The sequence below is a fragment of the Myceligenerans indicum genome, assembly GCF_016742955.1.
Lineage (GTDB): Bacteria > Actinomycetota > Actinomycetes > Actinomycetales > Cellulomonadaceae > Myceligenerans > Myceligenerans indicum.
The window spans coordinates 22,086-40,970 of record NZ_JABBYC010000014.1; the positions used below are offsets into that span (position 1 = coordinate 22,086).

At 72.3% G+C, this 18,885-nt stretch carries 13 protein-coding genes; 11 read left to right on the forward strand and 2 right to left on the reverse strand.

The window, feature by feature from the left end; genetic code table 11:
* Positions 1–22 precede the first annotated feature (22 nt).
* The 10 genes from HGK34_RS10180 to HGK34_RS10225 all read left to right on the forward strand — a co-directional run bounded on the left by HGK34_RS10180 (position 23) and on the right by HGK34_RS10225 (position 16,840).
* Positions 23–3,373 (forward strand): FtsX-like permease family protein, encoded by a 3,351-nt coding sequence (locus HGK34_RS10180; RefSeq protein ID WP_201846803.1) that lies wholly within the window; start codon positions 23–25, stop codon positions 3,371–3,373.
* Positions 3,373–6,222 (forward strand): hypothetical protein, encoded by a 2,850-nt coding sequence (locus HGK34_RS10185; protein ID WP_201846806.1) that lies wholly within the window; start codon positions 3,373–3,375, stop codon positions 6,220–6,222. The genes HGK34_RS10180 and HGK34_RS10185 overlap by 1 nt, the downstream gene beginning before the upstream one ends.
* Position 6,223: 1 nt before the next feature.
* A complete protein-coding gene (locus HGK34_RS10190; protein ID WP_201846808.1) occupies positions 6,224–7,234 on the forward strand; it encodes an ABC transporter ATP-binding protein in 1,011 nt (336 codons plus the stop codon).
* On the forward strand, positions 7,231–7,911 hold the full coding sequence (locus tag HGK34_RS10195; RefSeq protein ID WP_201846810.1) for an ABC transporter ATP-binding protein: 681 nt from the start codon (positions 7,231–7,233) through the stop codon (positions 7,909–7,911). The genes HGK34_RS10190 and HGK34_RS10195 overlap by 4 nt, the downstream gene beginning before the upstream one ends.
* A gap of 270 nt (positions 7,912–8,181) precedes the next feature.
* Complete coding sequence (locus tag HGK34_RS10200; RefSeq protein ID WP_307815889.1) at positions 8,182–9,804, forward strand: peptide ABC transporter substrate-binding protein; 1,623 nt, start codon at positions 8,182–8,184, stop codon at positions 9,802–9,804.
* A gap of 152 nt (positions 9,805–9,956) precedes the next feature.
* Positions 9,957–10,883 carry an ABC transporter permease gene (locus HGK34_RS10205; RefSeq protein ID WP_201846812.1) on the forward strand — a complete coding sequence of 309 codons (927 nt, stop codon included), beginning with the start codon at positions 9,957–9,959 and terminating at the stop codon, positions 10,881–10,883.
* Positions 10,876–11,835 carry an ABC transporter permease gene (locus tag HGK34_RS10210; RefSeq protein ID WP_201846814.1) on the forward strand — a complete coding sequence of 320 codons (960 nt, stop codon included), beginning with the start codon at positions 10,876–10,878 and terminating at the stop codon, positions 11,833–11,835. The genes HGK34_RS10205 and HGK34_RS10210 overlap by 8 nt, the downstream gene beginning before the upstream one ends.
* The gene (locus tag HGK34_RS10215) at positions 11,832–13,580 is read left to right on the forward strand and encodes a dipeptide ABC transporter ATP-binding protein (RefSeq protein WP_201846816.1); all 1,749 of its coding nucleotides are present in this window, start codon (positions 11,832–11,834) and stop codon (positions 13,578–13,580) included. The genes HGK34_RS10210 and HGK34_RS10215 overlap by 4 nt, the downstream gene beginning before the upstream one ends.
* A gap of 242 nt (positions 13,581–13,822) precedes the next feature.
* The gene (typA, locus tag HGK34_RS10220) at positions 13,823–15,769 is read left to right on the forward strand and encodes a translational GTPase TypA (RefSeq protein ID WP_201846818.1); all 1,947 of its coding nucleotides are present in this window, start codon (positions 13,823–13,825) and stop codon (positions 15,767–15,769) included.
* Positions 15,770–15,868: 99 nt separating this feature from the next.
* Positions 15,869–16,840, forward strand: a complete 972-nt coding sequence (locus HGK34_RS10225; protein WP_244666604.1) for a PIG-L family deacetylase — start codon at positions 15,869–15,871, stop codon at positions 16,838–16,840.
* A gap of 61 nt (positions 16,841–16,901) precedes the next feature.
* On the opposite strand, the gene HGK34_RS10230 is transcribed toward HGK34_RS10225, so the two are convergent.
* Positions 16,902–17,480 (reverse strand): LURP-one-related/scramblase family protein, encoded by a 579-nt coding sequence (locus HGK34_RS10230; protein WP_201846822.1) that lies wholly within the window; start codon positions 17,478–17,480, stop codon positions 16,902–16,904.
* Between the two features lie 107 nt (positions 17,481–17,587).
* Here HGK34_RS10230 and HGK34_RS10235 point away from each other — a divergent pair, with 107 nt between their 5' ends.
* Complete coding sequence (locus tag HGK34_RS10235; protein WP_201846824.1) at positions 17,588–18,058, forward strand: DUF6113 family protein; 471 nt, start codon at positions 17,588–17,590, stop codon at positions 18,056–18,058.
* A gap of 504 nt (positions 18,059–18,562) precedes the next feature.
* Here HGK34_RS10235 and HGK34_RS22635 read toward each other — a convergent pair.
* The gene (locus HGK34_RS22635; RefSeq protein ID WP_244666614.1) at positions 18,563–18,841 is read right to left on the reverse strand and encodes a hypothetical protein; all 279 of its coding nucleotides are present in this window, start codon (positions 18,839–18,841) and stop codon (positions 18,563–18,565) included.
* Positions 18,842–18,885 lie beyond the last annotated feature (44 nt).

Sequence of the window (18,885 nt, forward strand, 5' to 3'; positions counted from 1 at the left end):
ATGATCGGATAGCCTCACGGGCGTGAGTCGCACCGCCCTCCTCGCCCGCCGGTCAGTCGCCCATCGCGGCCTGCTCCTGCTGGTGTGGCTGCTGGTGGCCGGCCTCGCGGCAAGCCTCGGCGTGACGGTCGGGTACGTCCGCGCCGCGGGGGTCGACGACGCCCGTACCGGGCTGCGCGCCGCGCCCCCCGCCGGCCGGGGCCTGCTGCTGGTGACCCGGCTGGCCGGCGACGACGCGGCCGCGACCACACAGGACGCCCACGTCACCGACGCCGTCGCCGAGCGCCTCCACGGCACCCCGTACGCGCTGCACCGCGAGGTCCGTACCGAAGGGCTGCCGGTCGCCACGGGTGGCGCACTGCTGGAGCAGCGCTGGATCGTCTCCACCCCCGGCCTCGTCGCCTCCGCCGCCTCCGGCAGAGGCGGTGCGACGCCGGCCGGGCCCGGCGAATGGACCACGATCGACCGCGGTGTCGCCGACACCGTCGCCGGCTCCTGGCCCGTGGACACACCCCCGGGCGAACCACCGCAGGTCGCGGTCCAGGCGGCCGCCGCGGAGTCCGCCGGCATCGAGGTGGGTGACGTCCTCCGGCTCGGCGCCGACGACGAACATCCCCGCGACACGGGCCTGCCGGTGGTCGTCGCGGGACTGTGGCAGGTCACGACAGACGTCGGCGCCTCCCGCTGGTTCGGCGACCCGGTCGTCACCAGCGGCGGCGACGGGACCGTCGCCGGCCCCATCCTCCTGGCGGGCAGCGCGCTGTCGGAACTCGACACCACCCCGTTCGCCCGCTGGCTCGTGGTGCCCGACGCCGGCAGGGCCACTCCCGCCGACCTGGAGCGCTCGGTCACGCTCGCCACCGACCTCGACAAGGCCCTGGCCGACGACGACGCCGTGGCGTTCCGCGGCTTCCAGGCGCTCGGCACGCTCGGCGACACGGCGAGCAGCACGCTGCGGGCCATCCGCGCGGCAGACGCCGTCGCGCTCGCGGCGCTCATCCTGCTCGCCCTGACCGGCCTGGTGGCACTGGTCCAGGTCGCGCGGCTGCTCGCCGCCGTGCGCGACGGCGAGGTGACGCTCCTCGTCTCCCGGGGCGCCGACCCCGCGACCGTGCGGGCCGCCGCCACCGTGGAGAGCGCCCTTCTGGCGGTGACCGCGGCGGCCGCCGGCGCCGTCGTCGCCGCGTTCGCGCTCCAGCTCCTCGAACCGGGCGCCTGGCAGTGGCCGGTACCGGCCACGACCGCGGCCGCGGTGGCACTCGCCGCCACGGTGGTGCCCGCCGTCGTCGCGGGGATGGCGGCCCGTGCCGCCGTCCGGCGCCGCGTCACCGACCGCTCGGGGCGCCTGCGGCAGGCCGCCGCGGCCGGCACCATCACCCTCACCCTGGCCGCCGCGGCGCTGTGCGCCCAGGCGCTCGCCCGCTACGGCTCACCTCTGGTCGCCACCCCGTCCGGCACGCGCGTCGACCCGCTGGCCGCAGCCGCACCCGCCCTGCTCCTGGCCGCACTCGCCGTGGCCGTGACGGCGGTGCTCGGACCGGCCACCCGGGCCTGGGCGGGACTGGTCGCCGGCAGCCGGGGCGCCGGCGCCGTGCTGGCCGCGCGCCAGGTCGCGCGGCGCCTCGTCGTGTACGTGGTGCCCGTCGTGCTGCTGGCCCTGTCGGGCGGGGCCGCGACGCTCGCCGGCGCGTATGCGGGCACGGCCGGCGCACTGTCCGCCGACGTCGCCGTGCTGCGCAACGGAACCGACGTGCGCGTGGTGCTTCCCCACGGCCAGGACGCCGACGCCGCGACCCGAGCCGCCTACGCGCGGGCCGACGGCGTGGCCACCGCGACGCCGGTGCTCACCGACGAGGCACGAGCGGGCGAGATCCCGCTCGCACTGGTCGCCGCACCCGCCGCAGACCTGGCACGCACGATGCGGGCGCCCGACGGCGTGACGGACGTCGGCGGCCTCACCGACGCCATCACCCCGGAACCCGCCGTCGCGGCACTCCCCGCCGGAGCCCGGACGGTGCGCGCCTCCGTGACGGCATCCGTGCGGGTCATCGACACCTCCCGGATCGCCGCGCTCGGCACCGACGCCCTCGACGCTCTCGACGCCTTCGAGGAGGGGATGACCTACCATCTCGCCCTCCAGCTCGTCGCGCCCGACGGGACCACCGCGCAGGTGGACCTCCCGCCGCTGGACCTCGACCTGGACGGCGACGGTGACGGCACCCGCCCCGTGGGCGGCGATGCCGTCCGGTACGAGCTCGAGGCCCCGGTTCCCGCCCCGCCGGAGGCCGGGCCCTGGTCGGTGACCGCCCTCGACGTGGTGATGCCCACGAACTGGAACGTGCCGACCCACAACGCGGTCACGCTCGAGGACCTGGCCGCCGCCGACACATCCCTGAACCTGCCGGACGACTGGCACCTCGTCGCTCCCCGGAACGAGGCGCTGGTCTCCTCCGTTGCGCCCGGAGACGCTCCGGGGAGCGCGGGACCGGCCGTGGAGGCGGACCTGTGGGGCGGAAACCGCTACGCCCTCTTCCGGCTCGTCCCCGCAGAGGCCACCAACCCGCTGCCCGTGGTGGTCACCGCCCATCTCGCCCAGGCCCTGAGCCTGGGCACCGGTGACGTGCTCGACCTGTCCTACCGCGGGGTGGAGGCCGACGCCGAGATCACGGCCGTCACCGATGTCGTTCCCGGCGTGCTCGAACGGGACGTGGTGCTCGGCGACACGGCGGCGCTCGCCGCCTGGCGCATCGGCGGCGGCGCCGCGGCGGAACCGGCCGACGAGATCTGGCTCGCCGTCGACGGGCAGACCGCGCCCGGAGCGGCCGCCTCGCCGGACCGCATCGACGCCGCCGCCGCCGCGGTGCGCGCCGTCGCCGCCGGCCATGGCGGCGACGACCCCGTCGTGAGCACCCCCGGCTACTCCGTGACCGTCGACGCCGCGGCGCCGGTCCGAGCGGCCTACTGGCTGACGGCCGCCGGAGCCACGACACTCGCCCTGGTCGGCGTGCTGGTCGCCGCCGTCGCGACCCTCCGGCAGCGACGCGGGGAGGTGATCGTGCTCCGTGCGGTCGGGCTCGGGCCCCCGGCACAGGCCCGCGCCCGCGCGACGGAGCTGCTCGCCGTCGGAACCTCCGCCGTCGCGCTCGGGGCCGTGGCAGGCTGGGCGGTCGCCCGGTTCGCCGTCGGCGGGCTCGCCCAGGCAACGCTGACCGGCATCGACGCGGACATCCCCACGCGCTTCGTCGTGGACGTCCCCGGCGCGGCCGCCGTCCTGGGCGCCGCGCTCGCCGGGCTCGCCGTCGTGGCCGTGCTCGTCGGGGCGCGGGTCGCGGCCCAGGCCCGCGACACCACCTACCGCGAGGAGGTGCGCTGATGCTCCGGTACGCACGACGCCAGCTGGCCGCCTCCTGGGGAGCGACGCTCACGCTCGGTGCCGTCGCCCTGGTCGCCGCGCTCGCTCTGTCCGCCACCCCGCGCGCGGTCGCGGCGATGCACGGCGCACAGGCCGCATGGACGGTGAGCGAGACGACGCCACTCACCCGGGACCTCATCTCCGTCGACGGGCAGCAGACCCCCGCGGACCAGGACGCCTACCTGACCGGACTCACCGCCCTGCGCGACGACCGGTCCGAGCCCCTGCGTGGCCTGCTCGGCGCGCCCGACCTCCAGGTCTCCGCCGCGGCCCCCGAGTCGGTCACGCCGCCGCCGGGCAGCGACCTGTTCAGCATCGCGCTCGTCCTGCGCGCCACGCCGCACCTGGACGAGCACGCCACGCTCGTCGAGGGCCGGTGGCCCGGCGCCACCGCGAGCCCCGCGGAACGACCCGCCCTCGGGGAGAAGCCGAGCACAGGCCGGTACTCCTACGAGGTGGCGGTCTCCCGGCAGGCCGCGGAGCGTTTCGGCTGGGAGGCCGGGCACGAGTACCCGTTGCGGTCCTCGGGATCCAGCATGGTGCCTCTCAGCTCGCGTGCGCGCGACGGCTGGGGCCCGCTCGTCGTCACCGGCATCTACGAGCAGGACGGCGACCCGCAGGGCTCCTGGTGGCGGCAGAACCCCCTGGGCGGCGTGCCGAACGTGGTCCAGGACCCCAACACCGGACTCAACGCCATGGCCGCCGCCTACGTCGACCCGGCCATGATCGGGCCGCTGTCCTGGGACGGCGCGAGAACCACCACGTGGATCCCCGTGAACGGCGAAGGCCTGCGCGGCGACGAGGTGGCTGCCGTGCTCACCCGGCTGCGCGGCATCGACGCCCAGCAGTTCACCGTGGACGACGGCAGCTCCACGGGCTTCACCCTCGACCTCGACAGCGGCCTCACCGACGTGCTCGTCACCCTCCTCGCCCAGCGGGCCGGGGTGGACGCCGTCGTCGCCGTGCTCGCCACCGGCCCCCTCGGGGCGGCACTCGCGGTCCTGGCGCTCGGCGCGCGCCTGGTCGTCGACCGTCGCCGCGGAGCGCTCACCCTCCTGCATGCTCGCGGCGCGAGCGGGTCGCAGCTCCGTGCCCTCGTCGGCCTCGAGGGAGTCGTCGTCGGCCTGCCGGCCGCCGCCGCGGGGTTCGCGATCGGGCTGTGGGTGGCTCCCGGGCAGGTCACCGCCGCCCAGGTGGCGCTCGCCCTGGCGGCCGGGCTCGGTCCGGGGGCGGCGCTCGCCCTGGCCGCCGGGCCGCGGGGGCTGCGGGAGGGGCGCTCCGACCTGGGCCGCGCGCACGGCCGCGTGCGCTGGATCCTGGAGGTGCTCGTCCTGGCCGGTGCCGCGGTGAGCACGGCTCTGCTGCTGCAGCGGGGCGTCGTCGCAGCGGGCGGCGGGCCGGAGGCCGGCGCTGTGCCCGCGGCCGGGGTGGACCCGCTGCTCGCCGCCTCGCCACTGCTGCTCTCGCTCGCCGCGACCGTGCTCGCCGTCCGACTGTTTCCCCTGGTCACGCTCGTCGTTGAGCGGGTCCTCGCGCGTCGGCGGGACCTGGTGCCCTTCCTCGGCGCGGCCCGGGCCACCCGCGATCCGGCAGGCGGTGTCGTCCCCGCGATCGCCCTGGTGCTGTGCGTGGCCGTGGCCGCCACCTCGGTGGTGCTGTACTCGACGGTGAGCGGCGGTGTGACCCGCGAGGCGTGGCGTGACGTCGGAGCGGACCTGCGGGTGTCGGGGCCGGAGATCTCGGCCGACGTGGCCGCGGAACTGGCGGCGATCGACGGGGTCGCCGCCGTCGCGCCCGTCGCGGACCACGACCGGATCGTCGTCGGTACAGCCGGCGGCGGCGTGCGGGCCACCCTGTTCACCACCGACGCGTCCGCGATGGCACGGGCGCAGGAAGGCGTCGCGGACGCGCCGTCCCTGACCGGGAGCCTCGGGGGCCCAGGCGAGCCGGAGACAGGCCCTGTCCCTCTGATCGTCACCCGGTCCACGGGCTACGACGCCGGCCGGGAGGTCGAGCTGCGGCTGCGTGAAGGGGTGGTGGCCGCCCAGGTGGTCGAGGCCGTCGACCAGGTCGCCGGCCTCCCGTCCGGCGAGGTGCTGGTCCTGGCCGACGACGCCCGGCTGGCCGCGGCGCTGAGGGCGCAGGCGGTCCAGGACGGCACACCGGAACCGGACCAGGACGAGGAGCCTGGGACGCCCGCGATGCCCGGCCCGCCCGCACGGGTCGCGCTCCTGGCGCTGGACGACGGCGCCGGATCCCGCCCGGGCGGTGGTGGCGCGCCGGCCACCGCCGTCGTCCAGGGTGTGGGGGCCGTGCTGCCGCACTCCGTCGTGGACGACCCCGCGGCCCAGGCCCGCGAGATCCTGCGGTCACCCGCTTCCACGGGACTCGTGGCCGCCTTCGTGGCGGCCGTCGTGCTCGCCGCCCTGCTGGTCGGGGCGGTCCTGGTGATGACCCTCATGCTCGCGGCACCGGCACGGGCGAGGCTGCTGGCGGTGCTGCGGACGCTGGGGCTCTCGGCACGGCAGGGACGCCTGCTCGTGGGCTGGGAGATCGGTCCCTGGCTCGCGATGGCGGTGGCCGCGGGCGTGGTGCTGGGCGGCGTCGTGCCCGCGGTGCTGCTCGCGGCGGTGGACGTCACCGCGCTCACGGGCGGTTCCGAGCAGCCGGACGTGCGCTGGGACCCGGTGCTGACCGCCGCCGTCGCGGCCGGACTCGTGGTGGTGTCCGCGGCGTCCGCAGGGCTCGCGGCCACCCTGGGACGGCGGCACGAGATCGCGGCGGAGCTTCGAATCGGTGAGGAGCGATGACATGACGGTGCTCGATCTGGACGACGACGGGGCGACGGACGCCTCGCGCCGCGGTGCGCCGGGAGGCCCCGGGCAGGACGGCGGCGAGATCCTGTGCCGCGACCTGGTGCGGATCTTCGCCACCGACGGCGTCGAGGTGCAGGCGCTGCAGGGGCTCAACCTGCGCGTGGAACCGGGCGAGATCGTCGCGGTGGTGGGCGCGTCCGGGTCCGGCAAGTCGACCCTGCTGACGATCCTGTCCGGGCTGGACACGCCCACCGGCGGGACCGCGACGGTCGCCGGAACCGACCTGCTGGCGATGGGACCGAAGGAACGCGTCGCCTACCAGCGGCACACGGTCGGGTTCGTCTGGCAGCAGACCTCGCGCAACCTGCTGCCCTACCTGACCGCCCGGGAGAACGTCCTGCTGCCGCTGGAGCTCGCGGCCGGCTCGCGGCGTACCCGTGCGCGGCGGCCCGGCGTGGCCCCGATGCGTCCGGCCCTCGCGACGCGGAGCGACCGCGCCCGCCGGGTCGACGACCTCCTGGACCTGCTGGAGGTCGGTCACGTGGCCGGCCGCCGGCCGGCCGAGATGTCCGGCGGCCAGCAGCAGCGGGTGGCGATCGCCGTCGCGATGGCGAACTCGCCGCGCGTGCTGCTGGCCGACGAGCCCACGGGCGAGCTCGACGAGGCCACCAGCGTCGAGGTGCTGGAGGCGATGCGCGGGGTGAACCGAGAGACCGGCGTGACGACGCTCGTCGTCACGCACGACCCGACGGTGTCGGAGCACGTGGCGCGTACGGTGCAGATCCGGGACGGCCGTACCTCGACGGAGACGCTGCGGCGCACCGAGACCGACGAGCACGGGCGGGCACGGCACGTCTCCGAGGAGTTCGCGGTGCTGGACCGGGTGGGGCGGTTGCAGCTCCCCGAGGAATTCCTGACGTCGCTGGACCTCAAGGACCGGGTGCGGCTGGCGCTGGAGCCCGACCACGTGGGCGTGTGGCCCCACGAGCCGAAGGAGGACCGATGAGGCCGGTGCTGCGGGCCGAGGGGCTGAGCAGGACGTTCGGGGCCGGTGCGGGGGAGGTGCGCGCGCTGCGCGATGTCGACCTCACCGTGACGGCCGGGGAGCTCCTGGTCGTGCGAGGGCCGTCCGGGTCCGGCAAGACCACGCTCCTGAACCTGCTCGGCGGGCTGGACCGGCCCACCTCGGGCCGCGTCTGGCTGCGCGAGGACGAGATGACCGCGATGCGCGAGCGCGAGATCCTCGCGGCCCGCCGGCGGCGGATCGGCTACGTCTTCCAGTCCTTCGGGCTCGTGCCGGTGCTGTCCGCCGCCGAGAACGTGGAGGTCCCGCTGCGGCTGCGCAGGGTGGCGCCCGCCGAGCGTGCCGAACGGGTACGGGCGGCGCTGGCGGCCGTCGGCCTGGACGGGCACGCGAAGCAGCGCCCGTACGAGCTGTCCGGCGGGCAGCAGCAACGCGTCGGGATCGCACGCGCCCTCGTGGCCGAGCCGGAGGTGCTCATCGCCGACGAGCCCACCGGACAGCTCGACTCCGCGACGGCGGCCGTCGTCATGGACCTGATCCGCGACGTCGTCCACACGCGGGGTGTTGCCGCCGTCGTCTCGACGCACGACCCGATCCTCATGGAGCGCGCCGACAGGGTGGTCGAGCTGCACGACGGAAGGGTCCCGGCTGGCGGATAGCCGCCACCGTCAGTGGCGGATTTGCGCCGTTGCTGGTCACGGTCGGATGACGAACCAGCCCTTGGCGGGAGAATCCCTGAACGAACGTGTTACATGGTGTTACGAAGGCATACCGAAACGGTCACGACTGCAGGCATGTTCGTGTGAGGGTCTCTCGGCGGGGTGTCGAGGACAGGTAATGTGGCGCCCCACAACCGGGCGCAGCGTTGCGTCCGACACAGCGTCGCCAGCGAACCGCGAAGCGGCGTGACCATCGAACCAGGAGGACACGTGACACCTCGTAAGCGTCTGATGGGAGTGGGAGCCGCTGCGCTCGCCGCCTCCCTAGTGCTCTCGGCGTGCGGCGGCGGCACCGGCGACGACGGTGGCTCCAGCGACGCTGGGGCCCCGATCACTGTGGGCAACACCGAACCCCAGAACCCGCTCATTCCGGCCATGACGAACGAGACCGGTGGTGGCATCATCGTCACCAACCTGTTCGCCGGCCTCGTCTACTACGACGAGAACGGCGCGGTCCAGAACGAGGTCGCGGAGTCCATCGAGTCCGACGACAACGTGACGTGGGACATCACCCTCCAGGACGGCTGGAAGTTCAGCGACGGGACCCCGGTCACGGCCGAGAGCTTCGCGAAGGCGTGGGACTGGGGCGCTCAGCTCGACAACGCGACCAACCTCTCCTACTTCTACGAGCCGATCGAGGGCTTCTCCTACGACGAGAACACCTCGATCATCGACGAGGGCGGCATCGAGGTCGTCAGCGACACCGAGTTCACGGTGCACCTGAAGCAGGCCGAGTCGGACTTCCCGATCCGCCTGGGCTACGCCGCGTTCTTCCCGCTGCCCGAGGTCTTCTTCGACGACCCCGACGCCTTCGGCGAGTCGCCGGTCGGCAACGGCATGTACAAGCTCTCGGAGTGGGACCACGACACCGTCGTGTCGGTCGTGCCGAACGAGGAGTACATCGGCAAGCGCGAGGTGCAGAACAGCGGCGTCGACTTCGTCATCTACACCGACGAGGACTCGCAGTACAACGACCTCCTCGCGGGCAACCTGGACATCATCAAGAACGTCCCGGCCTCGGCCTTCGCGACGTTCGAGGATGACCTGGGCGACCGCGCGGTCAACCAGCCCGCGGCGGTGACGCAGGTCATCAACGTTCCGGAGTACGTCGAGGACTTCCAGGGCGAGGCCGGTCTGATGCGCCGCAAGGCCATCTCGATGGCGATCGACCGCGACGGCATCACCGAGACCGTGTACAACGGCGCCCGGACGCCGGCCAAGGACTTCACCAACCCGGTCATCAACGGCTGGAGCGACTCGATCCCCGGCAACGAGGTGCTCGAGTACAACCCGGACGAGGCGAAGAAGCTCTGGGACGAGGCCGAGGACATGGACCCGGTCGGCGACGACTTCACGCTGTACATCGCCTCCAACGCCGACTCCGACCACCAGTCGTGGATCGACCCGGCGTGCAACACCATCCGGCAGGCGCTGGGCATCGAGTGCGAGTTCGACGCCTACCCGACGTTCGCCGAGTTCCTCGACGACCGTGACAGCCGCAAGATCAAGGGTCTGTTCCGCGGCGGCTGGCAGGCCGACTACCCGGCCCTGAGCAACTTCCTCGGGCCGATCTACGGCACGGGCGCCGGCTCGAACGACATGGACTACTCCTCCAAGGCGTTCGACGAGAAGCTCAAGGAAGGTAACGCCGCGCCGACGATCGACGAGGCCAACGTTCTCTACCAGCAGGCCCAGGAGATCCTGTTCCAGGACATGCCGGGTATCCCGCTGTGGTACTACAACACCACGGCCGGCTACGCGGACACGGTCGAGAACGTGTCGTTCGGCTGGGACAGCGACCCGATCCTGTACCCGGTGACCAAGGCGGAGTGATCGTGATCACGTCCGGTTCGCCGGACGTCTCACGTCACCCCAGGTGAGAGGCGGGGCACGCAAACCTGCGTGCCCCGCCTCCCCCTGTGCCGCGACATGAACACAGGCGGAGTCCTGGAGAATGAGCGGCGGAAACTGACAAGGAGACCACAATGCTCTGGTACATCGGTCGCCGGTTGTTGCAGGTGATCCCTGTATTCATCGGTGCCACACTGCTTGTGTACGGGATGGTGTTCCTGCGCCCTGGAGATCCGGTGGCAGCGCTCGGCGGAGAGCGCGGGCTGCCGGAGGCCGTCCAGGAAGCGATTCGGGCACAATTCCACCTGAACGAGCCGTTCTTCGTCCAATACCTGTATTTCCTCAAGGGGATCTTCACCTGGGACCTGGGTCCGGACTTCACGGGACAGCCGGTGACGGAGACCATCGCGAACGCCTTCCCGGTGACGTTCGAGCTGGCGGTCATGGCGATCGTCATCGAGACCGTCTTCGGGATCGGGTTCGGGCTGATCGCCGGCCTGCGCAAGGGCAAGGTCTTCGACTCCACCGTGCTCGTGTGGAGCCTGCTGCTCATCGCGCTGCCGACGTTCGTCCTGGGCTTCGTGGCGCAGATCTTCCTCGGCGTGAAGCTCGGCTGGCTGCCTGTCACGGCAGGGCGTGATCCGAACTTCGAGAGCCTGCTGATGCCGGCGATGGTGCTGGCCGGGACCTCGCTCGCCTACATCCTGCGGCTGACGCGGACGTCGGTGGCGGAGACGATCACTGCCGATCACGTCCGCACGGCACGGGCCAAGGGGCTCTCACGCGGCCAGGTGACCCAGCGCCACGTGCTGCGCAACTCCCTCATTCCCGTGGTGACCTTCATCGGCGCCGACCTGGGCAACCTGATGGCCGGCTCGATCGTCACCGAGGGCATCTTCAACATCAACGGGGTCGGCGGAACGCTCTTCCAGTCGATCGTCCGCGGTGAGAACGTCACGGTGGTCACGATCACGACCATCCTCGTGCTGGTCTACATCGCCGCCAACCTGATCGTGGACCTGCTCTACGCGGTCCTGGACCCGAGGATCCGCTATGCCTGAGAACCGCTACGAGAACACCCCGCGGCCGGGGCAGGATCGGTACGTGGCGCCCGCCGAAGAGGTCACGGTGGGCGCGGTCGACGCGATCGCCGAGGACCAGACGCCGTCGAACATGTGGCAGGACGCGTGGCGCGAGATGCGGCACCGCCCGATGTTCTGGGCGGCGCTGGCGATCATCACCGTGGCCGTCTTCATCGCCCTGTTCCCGGGGCTGGTCGCCACGCAGGCCCCCCGGTCGTGTGATCTGGCCGAGTCCCTGCTCCCGCCGTCCACCGAGCACTTCTTCGGCACCACCAAGGACGGGTGCGACATCTATTCCCGGGTGATCTACGGCGCACGGCCGTCGGTCACGGTCGGCGTGCTCGCCACCTCGTTCGTGGTGGTACTCGGTGGCGCCGTCGGTGCCCTCGGCGGGTACTTCGGCGGCCTGATGGACACGCTGCTCTCGCGGCTCACCGACATCTTCTTCGCGGTGCCGTTCTTCCTGGCCGCGATTGTGATCCTGAGCCTGCTGCCGGAGCGCAACGCGCTGGCGGTGGCGCTCGTGATCGCCAGCTTCGGCTGGACCTCGATCGCCCGTATCACCCGTGGGTCGGTGCTGAGCGTGAAGAACAACGAGTTCGTCACCGCGGCCAAGGCGCTCGGCATGAGCAGGATGGGCATCCTGCTCAAGCACGCGCTGCCCAACGCGGCGGCGCCGATCATCGTCTATGCCACCGTCGCGCTGGGCACGTTCATCGTCGCCGAGGCGACCCTGACGTTCCTCGGTATCGGCATGCCGCCGTCAACGGTCTCGTGGGGCGGTGACCTCGCGAACGGCCGCCTGATCATCCGGCAGGCCCCGGAGATCCTGCTCTACCCGGCCGCGGCGCTCGGTATCACCGTGCTCGGCTTCATCATGATGGGCGACGTCGTGCGCGACGCCCTCGACCCGAAGGCTCGTAAGCGATGACGACGATCAACCTCACCGACAGCGTGACCGACGAGGCGCCCGCGGGCGCCTCGAGGCGCGACGACAGCGCGCCGCTGCTCGAGATCAAGGATCTGGAGATCTCGTTCACCACCGCCACCGGCGTGGTGAACGCGGTGCGTGGCGTCGACCTGACCGTGTACCCGGGGCAGTCCGTGGCGATCGTGGGCGAGTCGGGATCCGGCAAGTCCACCACGGCGCACGCGATCATCGACCTGCTGCCCGGCACGGGCAAGGTCGCCGGCGGCTCCATCGAGTTCGACGGGAAGAGCCTCGTCGGCCTGAACCGCAAGGCGACCGAGCACATGCGCGGCCGCGAGATCGGCCTGGTCCCGCAGGACCCGATGTCGAACCTCAACCCGGTGTGGCGGATCGGCACGCAGATCTCCGAGGCGCTGGTCGCCAACGGCTTCCAGGGCACCAAGGCCGAGCGGGAGGCCCGGGTCACCGAGCTGCTCGGCGAGGCCGGCCTGCCCGACGGCGACCGCCGGGCCCGCCAGTACCCGCACGAGTTCTCCGGCGGCATGCGCCAGCGCGCCCTGATCGCCATCGGCCTCGCGTCGCGTCCGAAGCTGCTGATCGCGGACGAGCCGACGTCGGCCCTGGACGTCACCGTGCAGAAGAAGATCCTCGACCACCTCGAGGAGCTCACCAGCGAGCTGGGTACCGCGGTCCTGTTCATCACCCACGACCTGGGCCTGGCCGCCGAGCGCGCCGAGCACCTCGTGGTGATGTACAAGGGCAAGGTCGTGGAGTCCGGACCGGCGCTGGAGATCCTCAAGAACCCGCAGCACGAGTACACCAGGCGACTGGTGGCCTCGGCGCCGTCGCTGGCCTCGCGCCGCATCCAGTCCGCCCACGAGGCGGGCAAGGAGGCCGCCGAGCAGATCTCGGGGCACGAGGTCGAGGTCGACACGAAGGCGCCGAAGGACGTCGTCGTGGCCAAGGACCTGACCAAGGTGTTCAAGATCCGCGGCTCCCGTCCGGGTACGCACACGGACTTCACCGCCGTCGACGGTATCGACTTCGTCCTGCCACGCGGCAAGACGCTCGCCCTGGTGGGCGAGTCCGGTTCCGGGAAGTCGACCGCCGCGAACATGGTGCTCGGGCTCCTGGAGCCGACGTCGGGCAGTGTCGTGTTCGATGGCAAGGACACCGCCTCCCTGTCGGGCAAGGAGCAGTTCCAGATGCGCCGGCGCGTCCAGCCGGTGTTCCAGAACCCGTACGGGTCGCTGGACCCGATGTACTCGGTGTTCAACTCCATCGAGGAGCCCCTGCGGCTGCACAGGGTGGGCGACCGCAAGGCTCGCGAGCAGCGTGTGCGTGACCTGCTGGAGATGGTGGCGCTGCCTGCGTCGACCATGCAGCGCTTCCCGAACGAGCTGTCCGGCGGGCAGCGGCAGCGCATCGCCGTGGCGCGTGCGCTGGCGCTCAACCCGGAGGTCATCGTCCTGGACGAGGCCGTCTCCGCGCTCGACGTGCTGGTGCAGGCTCAGATCCTGCAGCTCCTCGGCGACCTGCAGGGTGAGCTGGGGCTGTCGTACCTGTTCATCACGCACGACCTCGCCGTCGTGCGGCAGATCGCCGACCTGGTCGCCGTCATGAAGGACGGCCGGATCGTGGAGCACGCCACCACGGACGAGGTGTTCGACGACCCGCAGCAGGACTACACCAAGGATCTGCTCGCGGCGATTCCCGGCGGGAGCCTGGAGATCGGCGGCGTGTAGGTGTTGTGATCGACGACGGCGACGGCCGCCGGATGTCCGTTCTGGGAAGAGATACCCCCTGCGTTCGTTCCTCGCTTCGGGGGCACCATCCCAGAACGGACATCCGGCGGCCGTCGCCGTCGTCCTTGATCGGCATGGCAGTGGGCGGGCTGGATCACAGCTTTTCGGGGAGATGCCCGGGTAGAATGGGGGTCGGCGCGTCGACGAAGTTGCGTCCGCGCCCCTCCCTCGACTTTTTGGAAATGAGTTCAGCCGTGCCCAACGCCGCCGCGACGTCCCTCGCCGTCCGCTCCGACCTGCGCAACGTGGCGATCGTCGCCCACGTCGACCATGGCAAGACCACGCTCGTGGACGCCATGCTCAAGCAGGCGGGCGCGTTCTCCTCGCACCAGCACGTCGACGACCGGGTCATGGACTCGGGCGACCTGGAACGCGAGAAGGGCATCACGATCCTCGCGAAGAACACGGCGATCCGCTACGCGGGCCCGGCCGCCGCCGCGTCCGGTGAGCCCGGCGGCATCACCATCAACGTCATCGACACCCCGGGCCACGCCGACTTCGGCGGAGAGGTCGAGCGCGGGCTGTCGATGGTCGACGGCGTCGTGCTGCTCGTGGACGCCTCCGAGGGCCCGCTCCCGCAGACCCGGTTCGTGCTGCGCAAGGCGCTGGCCGCGAAGCTGCCGGTGATCGTCGTCGTGAACAAGGTGGACCGTCCCGACTCCCGGATCGAGGAGGTCGTGGGGGAGACCACCGACCTGCTGCTCGGCCTGGCGAGCGACCTGTCGGACGAGGTCCCGGACCTCGACCTGGACGCGATCCTCGACGTGCCGGTCGTCTACGCGTCCGCGAAGGCGGGCCGCGCCGACACCGAGCAGCCGGCCGACGGCGGCCTCCCCGCGAACGAGGACCTCGAGCCGTTGTTCGCCACCATCCTGGACAAGATCCCGGCGCCCACCTACTCGGAGGACATGCCGCTCCAGGCACACGTCACCAACCTCGACGCGTCCCCGTTCCTCGGCCGTCTCGCGCTGCTGCGCGTCCACAACGGCGAGCTGCGCAAGGGCGAGCAGGTGGCCTGGGCTCGTCACGACGGCACCGTCCAGACGGTGAAGATCACCGAGCTGCTGGAGACCAAGGCGCTGGATCGCGTTCCCGCCGAGAAGGCGGGCCCCGGTGACATCGTCGCGGTGGCGGGCATCGCGGACATCATGATCGGCGAGACGCTGACCGACGTCGAGGACCCGCGTCCGCTCCCGGTCATCACCGTCGACGACCCGGCGATCTCCATGACCATCGGGATCAACACCTCGCCCGTGGCAGGCAAGGGCGGCAAGGGACACAAGGTCACCGCACGTCAGGTCAAGGACCGCCTCGACGCCGAGCTGGTCGGCAACGTCTCGCTCCGGGTCCTGCCCACCGAGCGTCCCGACGCGTGGGAGGTGCAGGGCCGCGGCGAGCTGGCGCTGGCCATCCTGGTCGAGCAGATGCGCCGCGAGGGCTTCGAGCTGACGGTCGGCAAGCCGCAGGTCGTCACGAAGGAGATCGACGGCAAGCGACACGAGCCGATGGAGCGCATGACCATCGACGTGCCCGAGGAGTACCTCGGCGCGGTCACGCAGCTGCTCGCGGTGCGCAAGGGCCGCATGGACACGATGACCAACCACGGCACCGGCTGGGTGCGCATGGAGTTCATGGTCCCCGCCCGTGGTCTGATCGGCTTCCGCACCCGGTTCCTCACCGAGACGCGGGGCACCGGTATCGCCGCCTCCATCTCCGAGGGCTACGAGCCGTGGCACGGGCCCATCGAGTCGCGCGCCACCGGGTCCCTCGTGGCCGACCGCGCCGGCAAGGTGACGCCGTTCGCCATGATCAACCTGCAAGAGCGCGGCTCCTTCTTCGTGGACCCGACGCAGGAGGTCTACGAGGGCATGATCGTCGGCGAGAACTCCCGCAACGAGGACATGGACGTCAACATCACCAAGGAGAAGAAGCTGACGAACATGCGGTCGGCCGCCGCGGACAGCTTCGAGAACCTGGTGCCGCCGCGCAAGCTGACGCTGGAGGAGTCCCTGGAGTTCGCCCAGGAGGACGAGTGCGTCGAGGTGACGCCGGAGTTCGTCCGCATCCGCAAGGTCGTCCTCAACCAGACCGAGCGCGCCCGCGCCACGGCCCGCGCCAAGCGCGCCTGAGGGGTGATGCGCCGTCAGCAGGCCCACGGCGACCGGAACCCTGTGAGTTCTGGTCGCGAGAGCCCTGCTGACGGTGCGCGATCGCAGGGTGGCGGGTTGTTGGCCGTTCATGCTCACCCGGACGACGAGACGTTGTCGACCGGTGCCCTGCTGGCCACCTGGGCAGCCGCCGGACGGCCGGTCACGGTCGTGACCTGTACGCGCGGGGAGCGCGGCGAGGTCCTCGCGCTCCCCGGCACGACGTCGGAGGGCCTGGGCTCGCTCGAGGGCGATGCCCTGGCTCTGGCGGCCCATCGCGAGGCGGAGCTGGCCCGCGCGACGGCGGCACTGGGTGTGGAACAGCTGTTCCTGGACGGGTGGCGTGCGCCGGACGACGCCTCGACCCGAGCGGCCGGTACTGACCCGGGTGATCCGCAGTCCGGCGCGCCGATCGCCCGCGCAGCGGCCCACCATCGCGGTCCCGTGCCGCGATACGAGGACTCCGGCATGGAGTGGGTCGCTCCGGGCGTGGCCGGGCCTGCGGCGGACTCGCCCGCGACGGCGTTTGCCCGGGTGCCGCTCGACGAGCCCGCCCGGCGCCTCGCCGCGACGATCATGCAGCGCCGTCCCGCGGTGGTCGCGACCTACGAGGCCGGCGGCGGCTACGGCCACCCCGACCACGTCCGCGCGCACGACGTGACGATCCGGGCCCTGGAGCTCCTCGCGGACGCCGGCTCGGCCGTCCCCGAGCTGTGGCAGGCCGTCGCGCCCGCCGCGGAGGTCCGTGCCGCCCGCAGGTCGCTCGCCGGGAGCGAGGCGGCGCGCCGCGTCGTCGGCGAGCACGGGCTGACCCTCCCCGCCCCCGACGGGCCGCTGCCCCCGTTCGCCAGGGAGCAGCTGCCCGGACGGGTGGAGCGGGTCCACGCCCGGCCCGTGCTCGGCCCGGTCCTCACCGCGATGCGCGCGCACGCGACCCAGGTCCAGCACGTCACGAGCGCGCCAGCGCCCGGCATCCTGGGGTTCTACGCCCTGAGCAACGACGTGCTCGCGCCGGTCACGGAGCACGAGACGTACCTGGTCTCCACGTCCTGACGGCACTCCTGACGGCACGACGGGGGCGGCCGCAGGGACGACGCCCCGCGGCGCTCCCGGGTCAGCGGCCCTGCAACGCGTCCAGCGCGACCGCCATCGCGATCACCAGGCGCCGGTCAAGATCCGGGTGGTGGATCTGCACCGTGTACTTGTCGCGCAGCGCCCACTGCTTCTCGACGGAGAACGCCGGCTGCCCGCCGATCGTGAAGTCGAAGTGGTACGGCAGGAAGTCCAGGCTCTCCGAGAGCCGCCGGACCACTGCCAGCCACATGCTGCGCTCCTGGCCCGTCGCCTCCCCGAGCCCGGGCTGCTCCAGGTGCCAGGTGCTGCGCAGGAGCGACTTGCCGAAGTCCTTGCGGAACAGCCCGATCGGGGACCCGGACTCGTCGGTGACGTCGTAGGTCGCGCCCAGGTCCATGACCTGGCGGGCCTTGAAGCCGAGCACGGGAACGGACTTCGTGTCGTCCGTGTACAGCGTGACCTGCTCACGCATCGCCAGCCGCTTCTGCTGGGCGAAGGCGACCAGTTCGCCCTCGGAGCCGTCGGGCCGTGCGAGGTGCACGGCGTACTGGTTGACCATGAGCCGCACCCGCTGCCGGATGTACAGCGTGGTCTGCGACTGAAGGGTCTGGGCGTTCATTGTGGCCTTCCGTTCCGGGCATGCGTCTGTGGGGGTCGACGCCGTACGCGTGCGGAGTCTCGCACACCTTCGAGGAACCACCCAGCAAAGTGCGCGATGATGGGCCCGTGACAGAACAGCCCGAACGGAACGAGGACCGTCCGAACCTGGGATCGGTGATCGTCCGGGTGCTGCTCGCCGTGGCCCTCGGGCTCGTCATCGGCGCGCTCGGTACCGCGGTCCACCGCTACGGCGACGAGTCCTGGTACCTCGGGCTGGTGCTCGCTCTGGTCCTCACCGCATCCGCGGCGATCATGACCCGGGCGTGGTCCGGATACTCGGCCCTCCTCGCGTTCGCGGGCGGCTGGGTCGTGGCGGTGCAGCTGATGTCGCTGCGCGGTTCGGGCGGGGACGTGCTGGTCCCCGCGGGAACGCTCGGCCTCGTCTGGACCTACGCGGGCGTCGTGCTCCTGGGGGTGACGGCGTTCCTCCCGGCGTCGTGGTTCCGTGAGGAGCCGGTGCGGAAAGCGGCGGCGACGTCGTCCGATCCCGCGAGCGGGTCCGTGACCAGCACAGAACCTCCACTCGGAGCCAAGTGAAGATCAGCCTGGGGCGCACCGGATGGACAGTAGGATGCGCTTCGGGACGGCCGCGCGTGCGTTCGCGACGGTGTCTGGCGGTGCGGAGAGCCCGTGCCGTGACAGGTTGCACGGAGCAAGGTGAATGGGCCAGCCGACCGACAACGACAAGCCGTCAGAGCCGACCGGTCAGAGTGACCTGAACGGTTCCCGGCCCGCGATGCCGCCACTCTCCTCCAGCAGGCCGGGTTCGGGCGGTCCGCCGGCGCGCCCTGCCGCGCGGCCACCTGCCGCAGGAGCAGGGGACGAGGCCGCCGCTCCCGAGGGCGGGGCTCCTGCGCGGCCCGGCAAGGGGAAGCCGGCCGGGGGCGAACCGGCAGGCGCGGCACAGACGCCACCTGTCGCCCCGGGGAAGCCGGCGGCCCCGGGAAAGCCGGCGGTCTCTGCCGGTCCGCCCGTGCTGGCGGTGCCACCCACCTCCGCCGCGCCCGAGGCTCCCGCCGCACCGGCCGCGACCCCTCCTGGTCAGGGGAAGCCGTCCGCGACGCCGGGCCAGGCGTCACCATCGGCTTCCGCGACGCCACCGGCCGGGCCGGCGAACGCCGGCCAGGGAAAGCCCCCGGCGCCGGCAGCACCTGCTCCCGCGGCGCAGGCGGCGTCCGCCCCCGCGGCGCCGGGAGCTTCGCCCGGGAAGAAGCGGCCCACGGCACCGTCGTCGCCCGGATCGCCTTCCACCGCCCCGCCGTCCGAGGAGGCGGCGTCGGACGGCAACCAGGCATCCGTGCTGCAGTCCGTGGTCGACAACCTGACTCCGGAGCCTCCGGCCGGCCCTGCGAAGCCTGGCGGGT

What these genes read in the sequence shown, in the direction of transcription:
- HGK34_RS10210 (WP_201846814.1), top strand. Translation starts at nt 10,876, where the DNA reads ATGCCTGAGAACCGCTACGAGAACACCCCGCGGCCGGGGCAGGATCGG.
- typA (WP_201846818.1), top strand. Translation starts at nt 13,823, where the DNA reads ATGAGTTCAGCCGTGCCCAACGCCGCCGCGACGTCCCTCGCCGTCCGC.
- HGK34_RS10215 (WP_201846816.1), top strand. Translation starts at nt 11,832, where the DNA reads ATGACGACGATCAACCTCACCGACAGCGTGACCGACGAGGCGCCCGCG.
- HGK34_RS10185 (WP_201846806.1), top strand. Translation starts at nt 3,373, where the DNA reads ATGCTCCGGTACGCACGACGCCAGCTGGCCGCCTCCTGGGGAGCGACG.
- HGK34_RS10195 (WP_201846810.1), top strand. Translation starts at nt 7,231, where the DNA reads ATGAGGCCGGTGCTGCGGGCCGAGGGGCTGAGCAGGACGTTCGGGGCC.
- HGK34_RS10190 (WP_201846808.1), top strand. Translation starts at nt 6,224, where the DNA reads ATGACGGTGCTCGATCTGGACGACGACGGGGCGACGGACGCCTCGCGC.
- HGK34_RS10205 (WP_201846812.1), top strand. Translation starts at nt 9,957, where the DNA reads ATGCTCTGGTACATCGGTCGCCGGTTGTTGCAGGTGATCCCTGTATTC.
- HGK34_RS10230 (WP_201846822.1), bottom strand. Translation starts at nt 17,480, where the DNA reads ATGAACGCCCAGACCCTTCAGTCGCAGACCACGCTGTACATCCGGCAG.